The sequence below is a fragment of the Zhongshania aliphaticivorans genome (assembly GCF_902705855.1).
Classification (GTDB): domain Bacteria; phylum Pseudomonadota; class Gammaproteobacteria; order Pseudomonadales; family Spongiibacteraceae; genus Spongiibacter; species Spongiibacter aliphaticivorans_B.
Genome location: NZ_CACSIJ010000012.1, coordinates 214,966 through 235,770 on the forward strand (window position 1 = coordinate 214,966; position 20,805 = coordinate 235,770).

13 protein-coding genes are annotated in these 20,805 nt (G+C 49.4%); 3 read left to right on the forward strand and 10 right to left on the reverse strand.

Annotated features, from left to right (window positions below):
* Positions 1-40: 40 nt before the first annotated feature.
* From GVJ32_RS08050 to GVJ32_RS08060, 3 genes are read right to left on the reverse strand one after another with little or no spacing between them, the layout of a single operon-like run.
* Positions 41-2,641, reverse strand: a complete 2,601-nt coding sequence (locus tag GVJ32_RS08050; RefSeq protein ID WP_159239546.1) for a TonB-dependent receptor — start codon at positions 2,639-2,641, stop codon at positions 41-43.
* Between the two features lie 26 nt (positions 2,642-2,667).
* Entirely contained in the window at positions 2,668-3,615 is a 948-nt protein-coding gene (locus GVJ32_RS08055; protein ID WP_159239547.1) for an NAD-dependent epimerase/dehydratase family protein, read from the reverse strand.
* Positions 3,612-4,817 carry an NADH:flavin oxidoreductase gene (locus GVJ32_RS08060; RefSeq protein WP_159239548.1) on the reverse strand — a complete coding sequence of 402 codons (1,206 nt, stop codon included), beginning with the start codon at positions 4,815-4,817 and terminating at the stop codon, positions 3,612-3,614. Before GVJ32_RS08060 ends, GVJ32_RS08055 begins: the two co-directional genes overlap by 4 nt.
* Before the next feature lie 285 nt (positions 4,818-5,102).
* On the opposite strand from GVJ32_RS08060, the gene GVJ32_RS08065 reads away from it, so the two are divergent.
* Positions 5,103-5,645 (forward strand): TetR/AcrR family transcriptional regulator, encoded by a 543-nt coding sequence (locus tag GVJ32_RS08065; RefSeq protein ID WP_435808074.1) that lies wholly within the window; start codon positions 5,103-5,105, stop codon positions 5,643-5,645.
* Between the two features lie 1,213 nt (positions 5,646-6,858).
* On the opposite strand, the gene GVJ32_RS08070 is transcribed toward GVJ32_RS08065, so the two are convergent.
* Positions 6,859-8,427 (reverse strand): acyl-CoA synthetase, encoded by a 1,569-nt coding sequence (locus GVJ32_RS08070; protein WP_235035085.1) that lies wholly within the window; start codon positions 8,425-8,427, stop codon positions 6,859-6,861.
* Between the two features lie 209 nt (positions 8,428-8,636).
* Between GVJ32_RS08070 and GVJ32_RS08075 the strand changes: the two genes are divergently transcribed.
* Positions 8,637-9,791, forward strand: a complete 1,155-nt coding sequence (locus tag GVJ32_RS08075) for an acyl-CoA dehydrogenase family protein (protein ID WP_200841372.1) — start codon at positions 8,637-8,639, stop codon at positions 9,789-9,791.
* 204 nt (positions 9,792-9,995) lie between these two features.
* Here GVJ32_RS08075 and GVJ32_RS08080 read toward each other — a convergent pair whose 3' ends face one another.
* The gene (locus tag GVJ32_RS08080; protein ID WP_286187605.1) at positions 9,996-13,325 is read right to left on the reverse strand and encodes a parallel beta-helix domain-containing protein; all 3,330 of its coding nucleotides are present in this window, start codon (positions 13,323-13,325) and stop codon (positions 9,996-9,998) included.
* A gap of 191 nt (positions 13,326-13,516) precedes the next feature.
* Here GVJ32_RS08080 and GVJ32_RS08085 point away from each other — a divergent pair, with 191 nt between their 5' ends.
* Positions 13,517-14,488, forward strand: a complete 972-nt coding sequence (locus GVJ32_RS08085) for an AraC family transcriptional regulator (RefSeq protein WP_159239550.1) — start codon at positions 13,517-13,519, stop codon at positions 14,486-14,488.
* Positions 14,489-14,509: 21 nt separating this feature from the next.
* Here the strand turns inward: GVJ32_RS08085 and GVJ32_RS08090 are convergent, their stop codons facing one another.
* From GVJ32_RS08090 to GVJ32_RS08110, 5 genes are all read right to left on the reverse strand, one after another.
* Positions 14,510-15,727 (reverse strand): CoA transferase, encoded by a 1,218-nt coding sequence (locus tag GVJ32_RS08090; protein WP_159239551.1) that lies wholly within the window; start codon positions 15,725-15,727, stop codon positions 14,510-14,512.
* Positions 15,724-17,412: an acyl-CoA dehydrogenase family protein gene (locus GVJ32_RS08095; protein ID WP_200841373.1), complete on the reverse strand. Its 1,689-nt coding sequence runs from the start codon at positions 17,410-17,412 to the stop codon at positions 15,724-15,726. Before GVJ32_RS08095 ends, GVJ32_RS08090 begins: the two co-directional genes overlap by 4 nt.
* A gap of 88 nt (positions 17,413-17,500) precedes the next feature.
* A complete protein-coding gene (locus GVJ32_RS08100) occupies positions 17,501-18,388 on the reverse strand; it encodes an HpcH/HpaI aldolase/citrate lyase family protein (protein ID WP_235035086.1) in 888 nt (295 codons plus the stop codon).
* On the reverse strand, positions 18,388-19,251 hold the full coding sequence (locus GVJ32_RS08105; protein ID WP_159239552.1) for an FAS1-like dehydratase domain-containing protein: 864 nt from the start codon (positions 19,249-19,251) through the stop codon (positions 18,388-18,390). The genes GVJ32_RS08100 and GVJ32_RS08105 overlap by 1 nt, the downstream gene beginning before the upstream one ends.
* Complete coding sequence (locus GVJ32_RS08110) at positions 19,248-20,777, reverse strand: 3-hydroxyacyl-CoA dehydrogenase (protein WP_159239553.1); 1,530 nt, start codon at positions 20,775-20,777, stop codon at positions 19,248-19,250. The genes GVJ32_RS08105 and GVJ32_RS08110 overlap by 4 nt, the downstream gene beginning before the upstream one ends.
* Between the last annotated feature and the right edge of the window lie 28 nt (positions 20,778-20,805).

The following is a 20,805-nucleotide window of genomic DNA, read 5'->3' on the forward strand; positions in this document are numbered from 1 at the left end:
AGATGGGAGCGATAGGCTACCTAAAAGTAGTAGGAATTTTCTAGAAGGTCTTACGTAACTCAACACCATAGGTACGTGGATCGCCAAGTACGCTAGTGAAGGTGCCAATGCTGTCGCCGGCGGATACGGCGCCAATATCGTAACGCTCATCGGTAAGGTTTTTCACATAGGCTGAAAGAGTTAAGCTTTCGTCATCGCCGGTCCAGCTCACCCGCGCATCATACAAAATGTAAGCATCTGCATAAGCCAGCGACTTGTCCTTTCTTGAGGCTTCCCACGCACCGCGATCAAGGCCGAGATAAATATCACTTTTATAACTAGCATCTAAACGTGGTACAAAGCGGCCGAATTCCGTCTCTAGCGTGTGCTGAATACCTAGCGCCGCTGTTACTTCTGGGGAGACAGCAAATTCCTCATCTGATCGGTCAATTGGCACAAACTCACCACGCAGTGCTAGTGACTTTAGGTCGTTATCCATAAATTCTTCGTAACGATAATTATTGTTGCTGTAAGTCAGATTGACCATCGTGTTCATCGATGGGAACCACATCAATTCCAGCTCTACGCCCTCAATCGCAGAGGCACCAGCATTCTGCGCACCGACCACTAAGGCGTTATTTGAATCCACATTTACGGTGATTAAGTGCATATTCTTAAACGTCATCGAATAGGCCGCAATGTTCACTCGCAGCGAGCGATCGAGAGCATCTATTTTTATTCCAATCTCGCGGTTTTCAAGCTCTTCTGGTTCCACCACGGTAAGGCCATCTAGGCCAAACGGTTCTTGAAAACCAGACTTAAAACCATTACTCCATGTTGCATAAACCATTGCCGAATCTATTAGGCTGTCATACAGCATGTCTTCTGGGATGATGTATGCGGCTGAGGCCATAGGAGTAAACTGGCGAAATGTATCGCTGCGGCGGTCAATGCGAGCTTCACCAAGGGGGGCATGAATCTCACCCGGAAAATGCGCTTTCAAAATATTATTGGCAATAGTGAGGGGATCCTGTGACCACCTTCCCAAGAATGCTAGCGCTGCCATATCTGGGAGTACGGGCACAAAGCGAGGGTCGGCACCGCTTATGATCGAGGTTACCTCAGCGAGGTCGGCACCACGTGTTTCTAAGTATGATGTACGCGTCTCCTCGGTATAGCGCCCACCCAAGGTCAATTCAAAATTATCAGTGATATGCCAAGTAGCTTGTGAGAAGGCAGCGAAGGTTTCACCGTCGATGTCAAAATCTTGAACCGTGGCCAATGGCGCAGCAGCGGCGACAAGCGGTACCGTTCCTCCCGGGACTAAGCTAGTAATACTGCTCAGTAAATCGGTGACCGCGGCAAGATCAAACCCTGCTTGACCTGAAGCCAAACCGAGGAAGGCTATAGGCTCTGCACCCACTAAGGGGTTACTGGTATTAAAACGCTCTGATTTATATTCGTCCTGCCAAAATATCCCTGCCGCATAATCAACGCTGTCGAATAATACTCCGTTAAATTGCAGCTCAAACGTCAGCGATTCTTGAAGGGCATCACCTAAAAGATCTGCGCGTAAAAACTCTGCCGGGCCGCCATCGTCTGCGGTTGTTTGCGGGTTATATTTTGTGGCATCACGATAACCAATAATTGACTTTACGCTGTGATCTTCGTTGAACTGATAATCTAATGTTAGACCAAGCATAAGCTCGTCTTGATCTTTGCTTTGCCGCTGGCTATCGCCCTGATTGGTATGGAGGTCACCTTGCGATTCACGCGAATTAGCTTCGCAGTTATCGCGGTAGGCACTCGGATTATTGGGATCGGTGTCCCCCGGCCAAAGTATGCCTAAGCCATTAACGAATAGAGCGTCATCACTAACGATACGGCAATGGTAGGAAGGGAAATTTTCGCGGGTACGGCCAACAAAGGCAAAGCCATCAACGACTAAGTCATCACTCGCTAGCCATCGGGTTTGGAATATTGCTGACAGCCTATCAATAGACTGATTCTCCCGACCAGTCGCGTCTTTTAAAAATCCATCGCGGCGGCGAGTGTTAAATGAAACTCGCGTTAATAGCTCATCATTGACTGGTAAATCGATGGCTGCTTGTAAACGTTGTTCATTGTAGTTGCCAAGACTGCTTTCGATATAACCGCCATACTCTTCACCAGGCTTAGTAAGAGTAAAAACTAACGCCCCGCCTGTATTGTTTTTGCCAAATAAGGTTCCTTGAGGGCCACGTAATACCTGTACGCTATCAACATCAATAGTGTCCAATAACTGGCCATCGGGGCGCGGAATAAAAATACCATCCAAGTACACACTTACTGAGGGGTCAAAGCGCGCAAAGGGTGCACGCTGACCAATCCCCCTAATAAAAATTTGTGGCGAGGTGCTGTTATTTATTTGCAGGCTTGGCACTGATTTACTCAGCTCCTGCGCACTCAAAATACCTTGTTCACGCAAGGAATCCCCGGTGATAGCAGTGATAGCTACTGGCGTTTCTTGAATGTTTTCAGCGCGCTTACGGGCGGTGACAATCACCTCTTCTATCTGACCTCGTGCCCGTTCTTTTTCAGCACCACTACTGTCCTGTGCGTAGCCAGGATTCACGATTGCGGCAAGTGATAACGGGAGTAGTAGTGTTTTATAGATATTCATTTTTCACCAGTCTATTTTGCGATTTATTATATTTTTGCCAATGCGTAAGGCAGTAGGCGGTTTAAAAGTGGACGTAGCGGCCAGATTCCAATCCGAATAAGGCGCATTTTTTGCGCCATTTCCTGCTCGTAATCTTCAAAAGTGTGATGCTGAAATTCAAGTAGTTCCTGTGCTTCTGTCGAATCCATCCAGTGGGTGTAATAGCGTTCCTTGCTCGTAGCGTTATAAGGTAATGTTAAAGAAAGAGCGGTAAATGCTGTTTTAAGAAAACGGTAATGATTAATCTGACAACCTTTTCCGCCGCCAATTAATAGTGTTCTATGATTTGCTGGCACTGATTTCACGGCGTTACACATAGCTAATGCAACATCTTTAGGGTGAACAAACTCCAGTGGCGACTCTGGATGTATATTGAGAAGTTGCCGCAGTGTCGCTCGATCAGTTTTCAAGGTGCGAGCATCTACAGCGACCCCTACTCGTAAAATTACCCATGACAAGCTTGAACCCTTTAACGTCTGCTCAATTGCTAGTTTGTGGCGGGTGTAGTTATCGCTAGATGAAACGCTATCTGAAAGTGTCTTAACGCTTTCGCCGGGAAAAGATTTACCAAACACCGTTACCGATGATGGGAATACTAATCTGGGTGATTGCGAACAGGCCTCCATGCTCCGAATCAGCGCGCGAGTCGCATCTACGTTAATCGCTTCGGCCAACTCTGCTTGAGTTTCTGATAATGGCGGTAGCAGCGAGGCGTTATGAATAACTGCGTCGATACCTTCTAGTAATTCAGAATGCAGTTGAGTATTGCGGATATCACCAAGAAACACTTCGCAGCGACTGCTATATCGACGTTTTAGTTTTTGATTTTGAGTGCTGTCTAAATCGAAGCAGCGCACTCGGTAGCCCTGTTTTAGCGCGCTGTCGACACACATCTGGCCAAGATTGCCAAACGCACCCGTAATCAAAATATTCACGACTGCGCACCACCAAAAAATACTGGGCAATGGATACCTTGCGGGCTTTCGATGGTACCGACGCATTGATTACAGTGAGTGCAACGACTTTTATAATCCGGTTTTTCAGCGAGTATCTGTGGCAAGTCAGGGTCGGCCAAAAGCGTTCTACCTAACTGGATAAAATCAAATCCAGCGTCTAGTATTTGTGTGAAATTTTCCGCACTGGCTGCCCCGCCAATATAAACCATCTTGCACTTAACGACTTCGCGAATACGTTTAGCTTGCTCCAGCAAATACAGTTCATAGAAAGGCAGAGTTGGGAACATTGCCCGCCCCATTAGTTTTAATATTATTCGCATTAGGCGATTTTTTTCATACCGTAGTAAGGCCGGCAAAATGCTTTCACCGCGAAACATTAGCATCGGGCTCATGGTGCTGGTGCCATTACTAGGGATGATCGCGTCGATGCCAGCCTCATCAAGTGCTTTACAAATTTTGATGGAGTCCTCATAGCGGATGCCCCCACGCGGCCCCTCTGACATGCTTATTTTGCCAAGAATAGGGAAGTCACTGCCGACGGCCTCTCTCACAGCCGCAAGCACTCGAAGTGGGAGACGAAGCCGGTTCGCTAAACTGCCGCCATAATTATCCTTGCGTTTATTGGTAAGTGGACTCAAAAATTGGCACAAGCCGTAGCCGTGCCCAAAATGAATCTCTAACGCGTCGAAGCCCACTGACTTCATGAATGTCGCAGCTTCGCTATATGCATTTACTAAATGATCTATATCGCTCAGCGTCATAGCGTCGCAAAACCACATTCCCTCGGCAAAGCCCAGAATATTCAGCCCGCCACGAGGCCCCTTGGGGCGTCCTTTCAATGTATGGTTTTTGGAAAAGGCGCCGCAATGCCCCATTTGGCCTGATACTTTACAACCTTGATCTTGAATCCCCTGCACAAGAAGACGCAAATCCTCTCGGTAATCCTCATGCATAGTGAGCATATTTGCATTTAAGCGGCCTGCATTTTCTACCGCGCAGTAACCGATTGTCGTCATGGCGATACCACCACGGGCAAATTTCTTGTGGAAATTCAGTAGCTCCGTACCTGGAATACCATTGGGACTCAGGTTTTCAAACGTACCGGCCTTGATGAGCCTATTCTTCAGCGTGAGGCCGTTCAAATTACCTGTGGTCAGCGCGGGATTGCTAATGCTTTGCATAAGCCCTCTGTCATTATTATTGATCTAGGTCTATTGGTTTTCTAGGCCAGCACTAGATTGGGCGCAGCCAAAAACATAAGTATCAATGTTATATAGTAAGATTATATAAGTCAATTACATGGAATGACTTGATACCGATAGGTATACTTAAGAATTGGTTAAAATGAAGTGAGAGTGGCCTTGGGTAACGACGTATCAAGTTCAAAAAAGACAAATGTCCGCACGGCTGTTACTAAGCCAAAACGACAAACTCAAGCAGAACGCCGAGAAACCACTCAAACAAAGGTGCTAGAAAGTGCTTGCCNAATTTTTGGCTCGAAAGGCTATGCAGATACATCTCTCAAGGATATTGCCGAAGACCTCGGGCTTACGATCACACCGATCTATCATTACTTTGGAAATAAGCAGTCGCTCTTTCTGGCGGTTACCGAGGCAATGGAGCTGGAGTTTAGCAAGCAGATTGAAGTAATTGGCTTTAAAGCAGAACAAGTCAATCTCATTGAGATTTGGGACATTTTGATTGAAATCACTCAGCAACCTTATTTTGCACGAATAGTGCTAAGCGATGCGCCCATTATTTTGGGTCGCGCGCGCTGGGAAGATACTAGTGTTGTTAAAGCCGTTTCGAGAATATTTCGTGATCAGCTATCTTTATTTTTTAACAATGGTAACTCAGCTTCTCTATTGTCAGAACATGATGTTGTTCTCTTGCAAAGAATGCTGATGGGATGCTTTACGGAGGCGGCATTAATGCTGGCAGCCAATCCAAATTACGATAGCCGACCATTGATATTGAAGATACTCACAATTCTTAGCCCCGACCAATAGTACCGGGGATACGATAGAATATTTTCCTCGCGGGAATTTAATCAAAAATTACGAGTAATGTTTAAAGTAATTGCACAGATGTCTGGATACTAAGGCGGTGATGTTGCAGAAAAACCTACCAGCCTCCATCTGACTCGGAATTTCTGACCGTCCGCTTTTTACCAGCACCGGCTATTTATGTCGCAGCCTCAGAGCTGCGATACCATAAGGTTATTAGTGCCAATTGCTATACAGCCTCCCGCTCGCTACCTCCCTTCAGCACCGCTGAGCACTGCAGCAAGTAACGGGTTAAGCGGGAAACTGTTTGAGCCGAAGGCGAGTTTTTCCCGCGCCGTTACTTGTGAAGCGCGGAGGGGATCGATGGCGCTTTTTGCCATCGACGGTGATGTAGGGTGCCATTTTTCTTTGCTTACTTTCTTTTTGGGCAGGCAAAAAGAAAGTGAGTCGCCCAGTGAGGGCGAAACCAAGGCTAGCAGTAAGCTGAAAAAATTAGTCCACAATCAGGTATCTAAACAAAGGCATTCGCTACGCTCACCTGGATACCCGATCGGGGTCGGGTATGACGAGGTACTAAAGAATACTACCCTTACGAAATTGGGCATTGTTACCAAAACTATAGCAATCTACACCTCCTTTCAGCGCCGCTGAGCACTGCAGCAAGTAACGGGTTAAGCGGGAAATTGTTTGAGCCGAAGGCGAGTTTTTCCCGCGCCGTTACTTGCGAAGCGCGCAAGACAAAACGGCAGAATAGCCATTTTGAACGCCCGCAGGGGCGGCCTTTAGGCCGAGGGGCAGGACGCCCCGAGTTATATCGATGGCGCTTTTTTGCCATCGACGGTAATGCAGTGTGCCTTTTTTCTTTGCTTACTTTATTTTTGGGCCAAGCAAAAAGACAAAGTTTTCTATTTGATCGCCGCTTTTCGCGACCTGTAGGGTGAGGCACGTAGTGCCGAATAACGTAGTCGCCCAGCGAGGGCGAAACCGAGGCTAGCAGTAAACTGAAAAAACTAGTCCAGAATCAGGTATCCAAACAACGGCAATCGCTCCGCTCACCAAGATACCCGATCGGGGTCGGGTATGACGCAACACTAAAGAATTCCCAGCCTTACGAGCGACATAGTCTTTAGCAAAAGTATCGCAGCTTACGCCAACCTCCCTTCAGCACAGCTCGGCATTTTTCATAATAGTTGTCGCCTCAGATTAATTTTTACCACTATTGCGCCAGCTTGCGATATTCCTCAATCAATAAACGCTTTAGCAATTTGCCATTCGGCTCACGTGGCAGCTCAGCGCGAAAATCAATTACCCGTGGGCACTTGATCGGCGACAATTGCTCGCGGCAATAATCCTTAAGTTCATCTACTAAGGCATCGCTCGGTTCAATACCCGGCTCCAGTTGAACCACCGCTCGAACTTCTTCACCAAAGTCAGGGTGCGGCGTGCCTATTACAGCCACATCGTAAACCTTGGGGTGGCTAATCATTAAGTTTTCGGTTTCTTGCGGGTAAACATTCACGCCGCCAGAAATAATCATATTGCTCTTGCGGTCGGTAAGGTACAAAAAGCCTTCGTCATCTAAGTGACCAATATCACCTACAGTAGACCAGCCTTTCTCGTTGAAGGCTTCGGCGGTTTTTGATGCGTCGTTGTGGTAGCTAAACTTTGTTCCATCAGCAAAATATACCAAGCCATCTGTCCCAGCCGGTACTTCATTACCCTCTTCATCTAGAATATCGGGCACACCTAATAATGGTCGCCCCACGGTACCCGGATGCGCCAACCACGCACTGCTATCGGTAAAGGTCATGCCGATCGCTTCGGTGCAGGAATAATATTCAAAAATAATCGGCCCCCACCAATCAATCATGGCTTGCTTGGTAGCAATAGGACACGGCGCGGCAGCGTGCACGGCTACTTTTTGCGATGACAGGTCATAGCGATCTCTAACTTCTTGCGGCAAACCCAAGATTCTATGGAACATCGTTGGCACCCACTGACTGTGAGTCACGCCGTATTTTTCGATGGCCGCTAATGCGCCTTCGGCATCGAATTTTTCCATAATAATAATTGTTCCGCCCAAGGTTGTTACGCCCTGCCCCCACTTCATAGGCGCAGCGTGGTAATGCGGTGCGGGCGAAAGATATACCGAGTCTTCACCAACCCCAAATCCGCGCTGCATTAAACCTGCGATGGTCGAGGAGCTACCCAGTGGTAGCCCCGTCATCGCAGGCTTAACGCCCTTTGGTTTGCCTGTAGTACCCGACGAGTACAGCATTTCGCTACCTTCAAAGGTGCCTTTAATCGGGCTCGCTTCAAAAGCCGAAATAGCGTCGTCCAGTACCTGCAAACCTGCCACTGGATCGAGGCTGTAAATACGCGGCGGATTTTCTAAACCGCGAATCGCGTCTAACACCGGCCCTACTGTTTTAGCGCTAACAATCACTACTTTTGCTTCGCAGTCGCTAACAATATATGACGCCTCAGCAGGCGTTAAACGCGTGCTAACAAAGGTGTAATACAATCCAGCGTAGTGCGCGCCCCATTGCACGGCGGGGCATTCCAAGCGATTCTCGAGCATATAAGCAACATGTTCGCCGGTCTTTAGACCCAACCACTGATACATTCGACCTAAACGATTAGCAAAAGCATCTAGCTCACCGTAGGTCATGCTTTGACCAGATTCGGCCATGGTCACCGCCGCCTTGTCGGCGAGACGAGGTAATAAACCACCGGGATAAGCCATCGCTGGTGACGGAGTTTGCTGTGTTTGTTGTTGTTTCAAATCGGACCTCCCACAAGACTCTTGTGGCTATTTGACTAAGCGAAATCAGTACGGCAATGCCTTAGTTATTTTTTACTAGACAGGCCAAAATTTAGTTACATTGATTCTTAGCAAAATATGAGACGAAGGAATCGTCGGAAGCGACGATAACAGTAGCAAAGGGGCCGAATACCATAGATCCATGTTCCATAATACGTATGCCTAAGCCCATGATGATAGAAAACTACCGCCCAAGTTGGATGGACGAAGAGCTAGACGCCGTTCAAGATATGACACGTCGCTTTGTTGCCGAGCACATCACCCCAAATCAAGAAAAGTGGTATGAGCAAGGCTATACCGATCGCGAAGTCTGGCTTAAAGCCGGCGAGCTCGGCATTCTGGTACCCGATATTTCTGCTGATTACGGCGGTTCCGGTGGGCATTTTGGCCATGAGGCCGTTATCGGCCACGAGTTATGTGTTGCTGGCGACAGCAGCTGGCGCACCTGCAAACAAATCCACGTTATTGCCGCTCATTACATCGAGCGCTACGGCACCGAAGACCAAAAGCAGCGCTGGTTACCCGGTATTTGCAGCGGCGAACTGATCGCCGGTATGGGCATGACCGAGCCAGACGGCGGTACTGACTTACAAAACATGCGCACCAAGGCCATTCGCGACGGTGACAACTATCGTATAAGCGGTGCAAAAACCTTTATCACTAATGGTTCGACCGCCGATATTTTAATTTTAGCGACTAAAACCGACCCCAGCCAAAGAGCCAAAGGCGTTTCACTTTTTATCTTTGAAACCAAAACCCCGGGGTTTGGCGTAAGCAAACGCTTGAAAAAAATTGGCTTGCACGGCTCCGACACCGCCGAGCTATTCTTCGACAACTGTATTGTACCGGCAGATCGTTTACTCGGTGAAGTCGAGGGCAAGGGCTTCTATCAAATGATGCAAGACCTTACCTATGAGCGCGCACTGACTGGCGTTAACTGTGCCGCCGTTATGGAGCATGCACTTAAAGTTTCTGCAGAATACGCACATGAGCGCAAGATGTTTGGCGGTACCTTAATGGATCTGCAAAACACCCGCTTTGTGCTCGCAGAAGTAAAAACCCAAGCCACTATTGCACGGGTATTTGTCGACTTCACCGTTGACCAAATGATCAAAGGTAATATGACCAGCGACCTCGCATCGATGAGTAAATGGTGGATGAGTGAAACCCACAGTGACGTCATCAACCGCTGTTTACAACTGTTCGGCGGCCACGGTTATATACTTGAATACCCGATTGCGCGTATGTATGTCGATGCGCGCATTGAGGCTATTTATGCCGGCGCCAATGAAGTATTAAAAGATTTAATTGGGCGCAATATTTAAGCGACGGCACTCATCACTATTCGCCGCGCAGCCTTTTTAAACGCGGTGAATAGTATTCAAAAAAATCCCTATTTTTATTTTCCGTCACTAATTTTCTTGGTTGCCGCGTATTTATCGTCGACTTTTCAAGACTCGCCCATCTTCCCAACCACAATGAAAAACGCCACCCGAAGGTGGCGTAAAAGGTCTCGCAATAAATACCTGTTAGAGGAAGCCGCCTACAGGTAATAAATCACCTAGCGGCAAACACTGGCCGCCGATCAGCGGTATTTCGTCGGGGGCGCACAGCCCGCCACTACTTCCACCGCTGCCTGCACTCGTATTACAGGCATCTGCATTATCGTAACTGCCGTCAACCACCTCATTAATCCACTGCGTAACCAGATCAAAAGCCGCGCCGTGAACGGTGCTCCGTGCAATCGGAGGCATCCGCGACGCTAATGTGGTCGCTTCAGGCCCTAGACGGTAAGGCAAAATAGACGCCGCCGCATTGCCCGGTACGATGTCGTATTCGCGACCACCGCGACCTTCGGTTCCACTCGCCGTTGGGCCTTTACATATACCAAAGGTATCGTTTACCGAACGGAATACATCGAGGTAAAAACCGGTGTTCTGAGCCAAACCGCGAGGATTGTGGCAATGCGCACAGTTCACTTCTAGGTATGAGCGCACTCGGGCTTCAACATCTTGATCACTTCCAGCGGTAAAGCCAGAGTCACCAGGCACATTGAAGATGGGATTGCGCTCAACAGATTTCAGATACAGCGTAGCCTGATCCAGCTCAAGATTACTTGGACAGTTTTTCATTAAACCATTCTGACACCAGTAAACCAGCTGATTTTTACCATTCACAGGATGCGAATCCATTCCTGTCACCAGTGGTGATTCACTCGCATAGGGACGATTCAAGTTGCGCGCCTTTGGCCCTATTGGTGCTGCACCGGTTTCAGCATCGTCATTGGCATGACAGCTCTGGCACTGGTTCGCATTCGGAAGGGTATAAGCGTCAGTAGAACCAACATAATGCTCGCCGCTGTTCACGTCATGGTAATTCCAGCTAGCACTAATCACGGCACCCTGCTGTTTCAAGCGCGCAACTTTCTGACCGTTTTCTTCAAACCACTGATACTCCACACCCTCCCAGTAAAGCTGGCCACCACTGGTTTCACGTTTAATAATCAAACGGGTTTCCGCTGCATTTTCGCTTTGACTTGGTTCATCCGTGAAAGAGAACGTCTTGGCTAAAATTGTTCCCACTGGGAATAAAATAGCTGCATTCGAACTGTCATTACCGTCGCGATAAATCGCCTGCTCACCCTCTGGAATATAGGCCACACGATACTTAGTGGAATAGTCAGAAAAGAGCTTGGTATTTAGAACAAAGGGAACACCTTGTCCATTTGGCAAGCTCGTGGGATCTTGCGGATCACTGAATAAATGATACTGATCCAAACGCGGACAATTTACGCGGTAGGCATCTGCATTGATCTCACCGTCAGCCACATCGAGCTCGCAAAGCTGATCAATGAGTGCCTGTGATGGCGCAGGATCAATATTTCCAGACGGAACAAATTCCGGTATTACAATAGGCGGTAACGCTGCCATATTACTACCGTAGGCATCATCACAGAGGTGCGGGGTTATATCGGTATCCACTGGGAAGTTAGGAAGACTAGTAAGGATGTCTAAGATGTCTTCTGGGCCTGACGGTGGTAGATATAACAAGGCCTCTAGACCTTCAGTACCGTGGAAATTAGCGAAGGTAGCGCTATCGCTGTCAAAATTATTACTAGTATCTATACAGGAATACCACCACAGCGGCTTTTTGCGTTCACCAGCCTCATTAAATTTATAGGCATTGTAGCGGCAAGACGGGTTGGGGTACTGATTACCTGAAATGGGTTTACCTTCCGCATCCGCGGGAATAGGGTCACCCTTGCTGTCTGTTGGGTAGGGGCAGTCCGCGCTGTATTCATCTTCATAGCCATCCCATGCGATGTGCGCGCCACGGTATTCGCCGGCGCCAACTAACATTTTCAGACCGATTAACATCGGGAATGCTGACGTGACCTGTTCCCCGCCGGTATCAATAATTGCGGCAAAATCTGGCTGAGGCAGATCGTTACCATTATTTTTAAAGGTGTTATTCCAAATGTGCACACCTTCGCTGTATAAATCCATTCGACGATCACCAGGCACGCCAAATAATTTATAGCTCGTGTGCACAATACCGGCAGTACCATTGTTTTCGAAGGTATTCTCAAATATATCGATTTTGTCGTAACCCATGGTCAACATACCAGTACCGCGAGGTACGTTTGATACGATGCTACCGGGCTCGGCAAAGTTGTAAGTGTTATTATTACGAGACACGTTGCGGTACATGCGTGTGCGGCTGCCGTAACGCGTTAGTCCGTCTAAGTCATAAACCAAGAAGCCGCCGGTATTACACTCCGACAGGTTATCAACGTACTCACCACCGCGAACGTTTTCTATTTCAAAGCCGAATACATTATATGCTGAACGACTATTACGAATAATGGCGTTATCGGTTTGCCCCACATAAATACCGGCGTCAGACGCACCTACCGACTCAGAATACTCAACCAAAATATTCTGTGAGTTTACGGGGTAAACTCCGTAGCGGCCAGACAGCTTACTCACGGTGTAATCTGGTGAGCTTGTGTCCGTTTCTAGTGGATTTGGGTTATCGGGATTATGGCGGGCAGGGTCTGTACAGGCTACATGTAACTTGGTCTTATAGTTAGCTGCGGTAACCGTGTCTTCATTGGGGAGGTTGCGACCACTAGACCAAAATGCGCGAACGCGACGCAGCGTACCGTGATCCACCCCCTGCAACTTAAATGCATCACCAGGCGAATCGAGAACCGTCAAATCTTCAATGGTGATTCCACGCACGGTGGTAGCCAAAAAACCTTCCTGTGAACCACTGTTCTTAAAGGAAAGTACGGTTTTATCCATACCTTGGCCTTTTACCAAAATATCTTCGGTACCCGATATCTGGATACCCGACGTGAGCTCAAAATAGCCTTCGCCAAACTCAATAACATCCTTTGGCTTAACTTCGATCATCGCCAATAACATATCGTTAGATGCATTAGGGCCAGGCTGAATTAAAAAGGTTCGACCTTGTGCAACTTCTCCAGTGTCTGGGTTACCACCAGTGTCTGGATTACCGCCAGTATCTGGATTACCACCAGTGTCTGGGTTACCGCCAGTATCGGGATTACCACCAGTGTCTGGGTTACCGCCAGTATCGGGATTACCGCCAGTATCGGGATTACCGCCAGTGTCTGGATTACCACCAGTGTCTGGATTACCGCCAGTGTCTGGATTACCTCCAGTATCTGGGTTACCTCCAGTATCTGGGTTACCACCAATGTCTGGATTACCACCAGTGTCTGGCGTGCTTGCAGCGGTAGTAGAAATACTATTCGACCCTCCGCAACCCACCAGTGCTAGCACTAACACTACTAGAGTAATTCTTATTAATTCTTTATTTAACTTCTGCATCTAATCCAACCCGTAATGATTGTCTGAACAGAGTAGGCGCTAACCTTATTTTCCGCCACTCTGTTCTGGTGTTCCCCAAACTCCTATGCTAGCAAGTATAAATTTGCGTACAATGGAAATTCGTGTCGACTACAGGTTAATTCGTGACAAAGCACGCACATTCAATAACAACAAGCCTGCCATGGGCACAAATGACTGCCCTAGTCATTGCAGAAGGCTGCAAGGCAGATCGTGAGCACTTGTTTAAAGAGGCCCAGCTAGATGCCAATGTTTGGCAGTCGCTCACGCGAGTCAACCAAGATGATCTGACCGCACTCTGGAAAACAGCCGACCGCTTGGGCGCGCCACCCGATATAGGGCTCGGCGTACTGAAGCATTTCCACTTTCGCACCCTAGGCCCCCTAGCCTTTAAAATGATGGTAGCGCCGACATTCCGCCAATCCATATTGGAAGCACTCCACCAAATTTCGCTAGTTAGCGAGGTCTGGCGTTTTGCGCTTACCGAGCAAAGTGCCCTCGGTGTGATGAAATTTAGACTTTCTGATCCCAATATGGAGATCACCCATCATTCCTACGACGCCTTTATCAGCGCCTGCACACGGATGATGCAAGACTGCTTTCCCGCCGAAATATACAAATTCTCTGAGATCTGGTTCGCGCATTCAGACTTCGGTCTGCGGGAAAAATACGAGCAACTGCTTGGCTGCCACTGCAAATTTAATATGAGCGAATACGCACTATGTGTAGACGCCAGACTACTGGATATTCCATTGGCATCGGCCGACCCAGAGCTGTATGAGTCTTTGGATTATCGCCTAGACCACCAAACCCGCAATCTTAAGAATTTAAGCGAAAATATAGAAAGGGCAATTCTCGCCCTGATCGACCAAGGCATCACCCCATCGCGCAATACTGTTGCGGTGAAACTACGTTTGGGAGAACGTACCCTGCTACGCAGGCTCAAAGACGAGCAATTAACTTATAAAGAGATACATGAGCAGGTATTTGAGAAACTCGCCCTGCACTGGCTACAGCGCGGAGAATCAATGAATACGATTGCGGAGAGACTTGGCTATGCCGACGCGACATCCTTCAGGAAAATGCTCAAGCGCAGAACTGGCTTAAGCATTCGCGAACTCAGAGCATTAAATACCCCCAGCTAATATTTCCACATAACCATGCTATTACTGCGGCCCAGCCACAATTCCCGCGTCGTGAAAACGACCATACTCAGCAGAACTCAAACCCAGCACATCGCACAACACCGACTCGGTATGCGCGCCTAAAATCGGTGCGGGTTTGGCGCTGTCGCGGCCACTGCCGAAATTAAGTGGAATAGCCGGCGACAGAATGGTGCCTATACCCGCCTGTTCTACCTTGCTAAACATGGGGTTTTTTTCAGAGCAAGAATCGTCGCTTTTCACCATCTGGCTTACTGACTGGTAGCGTCCCCAACACACGCCATGGGCGTCGAAGGTTTTAGCAACCTCAGCGAAAGGTCGCGCAGTAATCCACGGGCCAACTAGTGCGGCGATGGCATCGCGGGCTTTAAAACGCTCACCTTCCAAATCTAAATCTACATTCAAGGTTGCTGCTAATTTAGTAATCTGCTCGGTAATGTCGCAGGCTTTCACCAAAGACTGCCACTGCTTTTCTGACAGACCAACTACCATCACCCGCTCTTTATCGGCGGTAACAAAATCGCGCCCGAATGCGCCGAATAAGTCATTACCACAACGTGGCCGCTCTACACCCAACTCCGCTTCGGCGATAAAACCAAGATGCCCCATAACCGCAAGTGCAACATCTTCCAATGGCAATTTAACGTGCTGGCCTTCGCCTTTGCGACTGCGATGGCGCTCCGCTGCCAATAAGCCTACCGCCGCCATTTGCCCTGTGATCAAATCCCAGGCTGGCAGCACATGATTTACCACGCCATCATATCCCTGTGGGCCAGTTAGCATTGGCAGGCCAATAGCGGGGTTTAAGGTGTAATCAACGGCAGAGCCACCATGGCGGTCGCCCTGAATGGTGAGCTGAATTAAATCTTCGCGGCGTTTAACTAGTTCTTCATAGGCCAACCAACCTCTGGCCGGAAAGTTGGTGAGCAACATACCGGCATCGTCGCCGCTGGCTGTGATCAGCGCCTGCGCCAATTCACGCCCTTCGGGCTTAGCGATATCGATTGCCACCGAGCGCTTAGATTTATTTAAGCCCGCCCAAAATAAACTATTATTGTCTTTGGTCACCGGCCAGCGCCGATAATCCAAACCGCCCTGCGGGCGATCTATGCGAATCACATCGGCACCCATTTGCGCCAGCGTCATGCCGCCCAAGGGCGCTGCCACAAAGGCAGACAATTCCACCACGCGCATACCACTGAGAATGCCGCTCTTGATCATGCCGCTTGCTCCTTAAGTGCCGCGTCGAGCAAGCTGCGCGCTATTACTTTTAAGGCTAGGGTTTCTTCAGCGCCTTCAAAAATAGATAAAACCCGCGCGTCCACAAAGTAACGGCTCACCGGCATTTCTTCAGCGTAGCCCATACCACCGTGAATTTGCAGCGCTTCACGCGTGATTATTTCAGCCGAGCGGCAGGCAAATAATTTCACCAAACTGGCTTCCATACGGCCGCCACCCTGATCTAATAATTCAGCAATCGAATAAGCCAAGTGACGGCTGGCGGAATAACGCGCCGCCATTTTGGCGAGCTTTGCCGACGTTAAAGAATAATCAATAAGCGGCGAGCCAAACACTTTGCGCTCTTGCGCGTAGCGTAAACCGGCAAGTAGCGCAGCTCGCATAACACCGCTGGCGCGTGCGGCGGTTTGCATACGCCCACCCATCATGCCGGCCATGGTGTAATAGAAACCATTGCCAAGGCCACCCTCTTCACCAATCACATTGGCGTCGGGCACAAAATAATTTTCAAACGACACATCAAAGGAATGCATGCCGCGATAGCCGATGGTTGGAATCGCACGACCGATAATACGACCACCGCCGTCTTGAACGTGGTCGAATTCATGTCCTTCAAACGAAGGCTTTTCAGCCAGCAATAAACTCAGGCCTTTATAACCTTTACTTTTATCTGGGTCAGTGCGAGTAACCACCATCATCACCCCAGCCTTACCCGCAAAAGTACACCAGGTTTTTGCACCATTGAGTAACCAGCCACCCTCGCAGCGCGTGCCGCGCATCATTAAACTCGCCACGTCTGAACCGTAGTCCGGTTCAGTAATGGCGATACCGCACAGTGGATTGCCCTGCGCGATACGCGGCAGCCAATCTTGCTTTTGTGCCTCGGTGCCGCCGGCCAATAAAGCGCGCGACAGAATTTCTGGTCGAGTAATTAAACTACCTGCCGCAGCTAAAGAGGCTTCTGACAAGGCTTCGGTCACCACCACCATGGTCATATTGTCGTCGCGGTCATCCGGTGCGCTGCCGCCGTATTGTTCAGGAATCGACAAACCAAATACACCCATTTCCCGCAGCGGTTGCAGTAATTCAACTTCGGGTACGATGAGGTCATGGCGATGAATGTCTTCTGCCAATGGCGCAACCGCTTCGCTGGCAAAACGGCTGAACATATCCTGCACCATGGTTAGGTCTTCGTTCAGAGTAATACGCGCAATTTGGCTAGGTTCGCGGGCCAAGGTATGGGCCGTTTCTAAAAGAAAACTATCAGACAAGGCAACGCGGCGCAGGGTGCGATTGTGCTTGTCGCTGTGTATTGCATTCAGCATGTCGTCGGCTAAATCTAAGTCCAGCAAAATAGCATCTAAGCGATCGCGAATTAAAGTCAGTGCTTCGGCAACAAAGGTCATGGCCAAACGCTGCTCTAATTCACTGCTGTTTTCGCTCAGTACCGCAACGGCGCGCTCGGCCGCTAACAACTCGGCATTCGCCCACGCCAGTTCAAAACTAGACACCTGTTGCGCATCTAACTTAGCACTGTTTAATTTACCATTTTCAGCGCAGCGCTGAGCCAGTGCCGCAGTGGCAACATTGAGCACGCTGCGTAGCTTTGCCAATAAACCGGCGGTATTTTCTGCGCTGGGTAAATCTGCCATTGATAGTTGATTCATTGTTTGCAAGCGCCCGCTTCACGCAGGCCGCCTCCTATTGTCATTGGTATCACGTTATTACCGTGTCGCTTAATCTATTAATTAAGCGCTAGGAATTGCGCGCTGCGATAGCATCCGCGCGACGTAAAAGTTCTTCAGCGCGAGCCACCACCGGTGGATCAACCATTTTGCCTTTATAGGCAAACGCGCCACGACCTTCGCGCTCGGCTTCAGCAAACGCCGCCAGTAATCCGGTGGCGTGCTCCAGCTCTTCTGAAGAGGGTGAAAAACCTTCATTGAGCATATGAGCTTGGCTGGGGTGAATGCAAAACGCGCCAACAAAACCAAGTTGACTAGCCAGCTTTACAGTGCGAGCGAAGGCCTGCGCATCGCTATAATCGGCAATCGAGGCGGGAAAACCAAAGGGCAAAATACCCGCTCGGCGGCAGGCAAACGCCACCATTTGATTTGGTGCAAATAGCGTTTCGGGAATCGGCGCCATACATGCGGATGCAGAAAAATCTTCAGAGCCCAAGCTCATTCCAAGCAATCGGGATGACGATACGGCAATCTCATCTAAATTTGGCAAGGCGCGCACGTCTTCTATTTGCGCAATGATATAGGTGTGGCCAACACGCATGCCTAGTTTGGCTTCCAGCGCATCCAAGCGTTCAGCGACTAAGGCTACAATCGCGGCATCATTGACCTTGGGTAACACAATCGCCGCAACGCTAGGGTTCACAACGGCGTCGAGATCGGCAATGAGATTGTTCTCATCATTATTCACCCGCACTAACACACCAATATTATGCGCGGCGATAGTTTGTGCGCCCGCTGCCACCATCGCTCTGGCTTCGGCTTTTTGGCTCAGCGGTACGCTGTCTTCTAAATCTAATATGCAGGCGTCTGCACCACGGGTATGTGCCTTGGCTACAAACTTCTCGACGTGGGCAGGTAGAAACAACATGGAACGCCATACCGGCAAAGACTGACTCATCACACTGCCCTCAATTTGACGCTTGCCGTCATACCGACAAAACCATCATGACTGCAGGTCCACAGCGACAAGGCATCGCCATCGCGTTTGCCACACACCGTAAACTTATCAGTATCAAAACTCGGACGCTGCGCACGAAACGCAAAAGTCTCCATCTGCGCGTCTGGAATATTCTTCGCCACCAGTTCGGCCAACAAGGTCGCTAACAACGGCCCATGTACTACCAGCGCCGGATAAAATTCGGTGTTCACCGCATAGTCGCGGTCGTAATGAATGCGGTGGCCGTTATAGGTAAGCGCAGAATAGCGGAATAGCAGCACAGGGTCTGGCGTGATATCCATACGCCAATCCGTATCTAGCGGAGCCGCTTCACCGGCGGGCAGCGGCGCGGGGCCAGTAGGCATATCGCGATAGACAATATTTTGTTCTTCACTTAAACACAGCTCCCCGTCTTGACGGGTATTGTGTTCAACGGTCACAAAAATCAGTGTGCCGCTCTTACCACTTTTCAAATCTACCGATTTAATTGTGGACGTTTGCTCGGCAGGCTTGCCTAAGATTAAGGGGCGATGTATTTCGAATTTACCCGCAGCCCACATCCGCCTTGGCAACGGCACTGGAGGTAAAAAACCTCCCGTTTTGGGATGGCCATCTACGCCAGTTTCGCTAGCTAAGGGCGTATCAACAAAATACAACCACTGCCACGCTGGCGGCAAATTATCACCCGCTTGCAGACTACTCTGACGATCTAACGCTGTCGCCAAAGCCTGCGCTTTGAATGGGCTAAGATCGTCTTGGCGAATCCGCTCCTTACCAATCCACGTCTTTAAAAAATCGATATCGATGACATTGTTCTCACTCATGCGCGACTCGGCTCCTGTGAACGACTCGCCTCGGGAGTGAGCAAGGACACACCCAAAGTTACTCGACGACTTAGCCACAAACTGGGCCGGTAACGCATATCACCTGTCTGCGCTTGCATCGCATCCAAAATCATTAAAATGCGATCGCCGCCAATTTTCTCACCAATGCTTAGCGGGCCAGCGGGATAACCCAAACCGATGCGCACGGAGTCTTCAATATCATCAACGCTAGCAATACCACGCTGAGCAATATTGGCGGCGATATTGACGATAGTTGCCAAAATACGTTGGCTCACAAAACCCGGGCTGTCATTAATAATGGTGACGTCACCACCTTGTGCTAACAGAGCGTGAGCTGCGTCACGAGCGACCGGCGCCGTGATAGAGGTCATCATCAAGGTGCGATGTTTGTCTAAGCCCGGCAGCGGATCGACTGCGATAGTGTAACGCGCATCTAAATCGTGCTCGGTACAATAAGTAGTGGCATCCCAGCCCCAGGGCTGGATCAATATTAACTCGGCATCTTCAGGCGCGTCGCAAAGTTGCGCGCCGCCCTGCTGAGCCAAGGCAAGCAGCGAGTCATAATCATCAGCGGCAGTATCAATCCACACTTTTAAACCGCTAATTAACTCAGGCACTGCGGCCCGTGGCGCATCTACACGCTGATTGTTTTCATAGCGATACCAGCCCTCACCACTTTTGCGGCCAAATAACCCAGCGGCAATACGCGGCGCAACCAAGGACGAGGGACGAAAGCGCGGCTCTTGCTGAAACTGCTGGTAAATAGACTCCATCACCTTGCCTGACACATCCAAGCCGGTTAGATCTAATAATTCGAAGGGGCCCATTTTAAAGCCAGCGGCTTCGCGCATGAGCGTATCAACGTCCTGTACCGAGGCACATTGATCTTCAATAATTCTAAGACCCTCGGTATACAGCCCGCGGCCAGCATGGTTCACCAAGAAGCCCGGTTGATCTGCTGCGATTACTGCGCGATGACCGGCGCCATCAATGACATTTTTCAGCGCGATGACGGTGTCTTGTGAGGTGCGAACCGCAGCGATAATTTCCGCCACTTTCATTAAGGGCACGGGGTTAAAGAAATGTAGGCCCGCCACGCGCTCGGGATTTTTACACTCTGCCGCGATATCGGCGACCACCAGCGACGAGGTATTGCTGGCGATAATCGCATCACTGGCGAGTACGTCTTCCAGCTGGGCAAACAAACTACGCTTGGCCGAAATTTCTTCAATAATTGCCTCGATCACTAAATCGCACTCTGCTAAGTCTGTAAGCTGATCACAGGGGTGAATTCGACTAATCAGCTCATCAGCTTGCTCGCGACTTTGACGGCCTTTTTCAACCCCGCGCTCAATCAAGCCCGTGACAAAATCCATGGCCTTAGCCACCGCGCCATCCCAGGCGTCAAAGCAATACACTTCATGACCAGCTTGGGCAAACAACTGAACAATGCCGCGCCCCATAGTGCCGACACCGACTACGCCAATTTTCTGTAATTGCTTCATACTAAAACCTTATGTTCGTTATTCGCTG

Bases quoted from the DNA above. Each gene is read 5' to 3' on its own strand.
- GVJ32_RS08050 (WP_159239546.1), bottom strand. From the start codon at position 2,641: ATGAATATCTATAAAACACTACTACTCCCGTTATCACTTGCCGCAATC.
- GVJ32_RS08060 (WP_159239548.1), bottom strand. From the start codon at position 4,817: ATGCAAAGCATTAGCAATCCCGCGCTGACCACAGGTAATTTGAACGGC.
- GVJ32_RS08075 (WP_200841372.1), top strand. From the start codon at position 8,637: ATGATGATAGAAAACTACCGCCCAAGTTGGATGGACGAAGAGCTAGAC.
- GVJ32_RS08080 (WP_286187605.1), bottom strand. From the start codon at position 13,325: ATGCAGAAGTTAAATAAAGAATTAATAAGAATTACTCTAGTAGTGTTA.
- GVJ32_RS08085 (WP_159239550.1), top strand. From the start codon at position 13,517: ATGACTGCCCTAGTCATTGCAGAAGGCTGCAAGGCAGATCGTGAGCAC.
- GVJ32_RS08090 (WP_159239551.1), bottom strand. From the start codon at position 15,727: ATGATCAAGAGCGGCATTCTCAGTGGTATGCGCGTGGTGGAATTGTCT.
- GVJ32_RS08095 (WP_200841373.1), bottom strand. From the start codon at position 17,412: ATGAATCAACTATCAATGGCAGATTTACCCAGCGCAGAAAATACCGCC.
- GVJ32_RS08100 (WP_235035086.1), bottom strand. From the start codon at position 18,388: ATGAGTCAGTCTTTGCCGGTATGGCGTTCCATGTTGTTTCTACCTGCC.
- GVJ32_RS08105 (WP_159239552.1), bottom strand. From the start codon at position 19,251: ATGAGTGAGAACAATGTCATCGATATCGATTTTTTAAAGACGTGGATT.
- GVJ32_RS08110 (WP_159239553.1), bottom strand. From the start codon at position 20,777: ATGAAGCAATTACAGAAAATTGGCGTAGTCGGTGTCGGCACTATGGGG.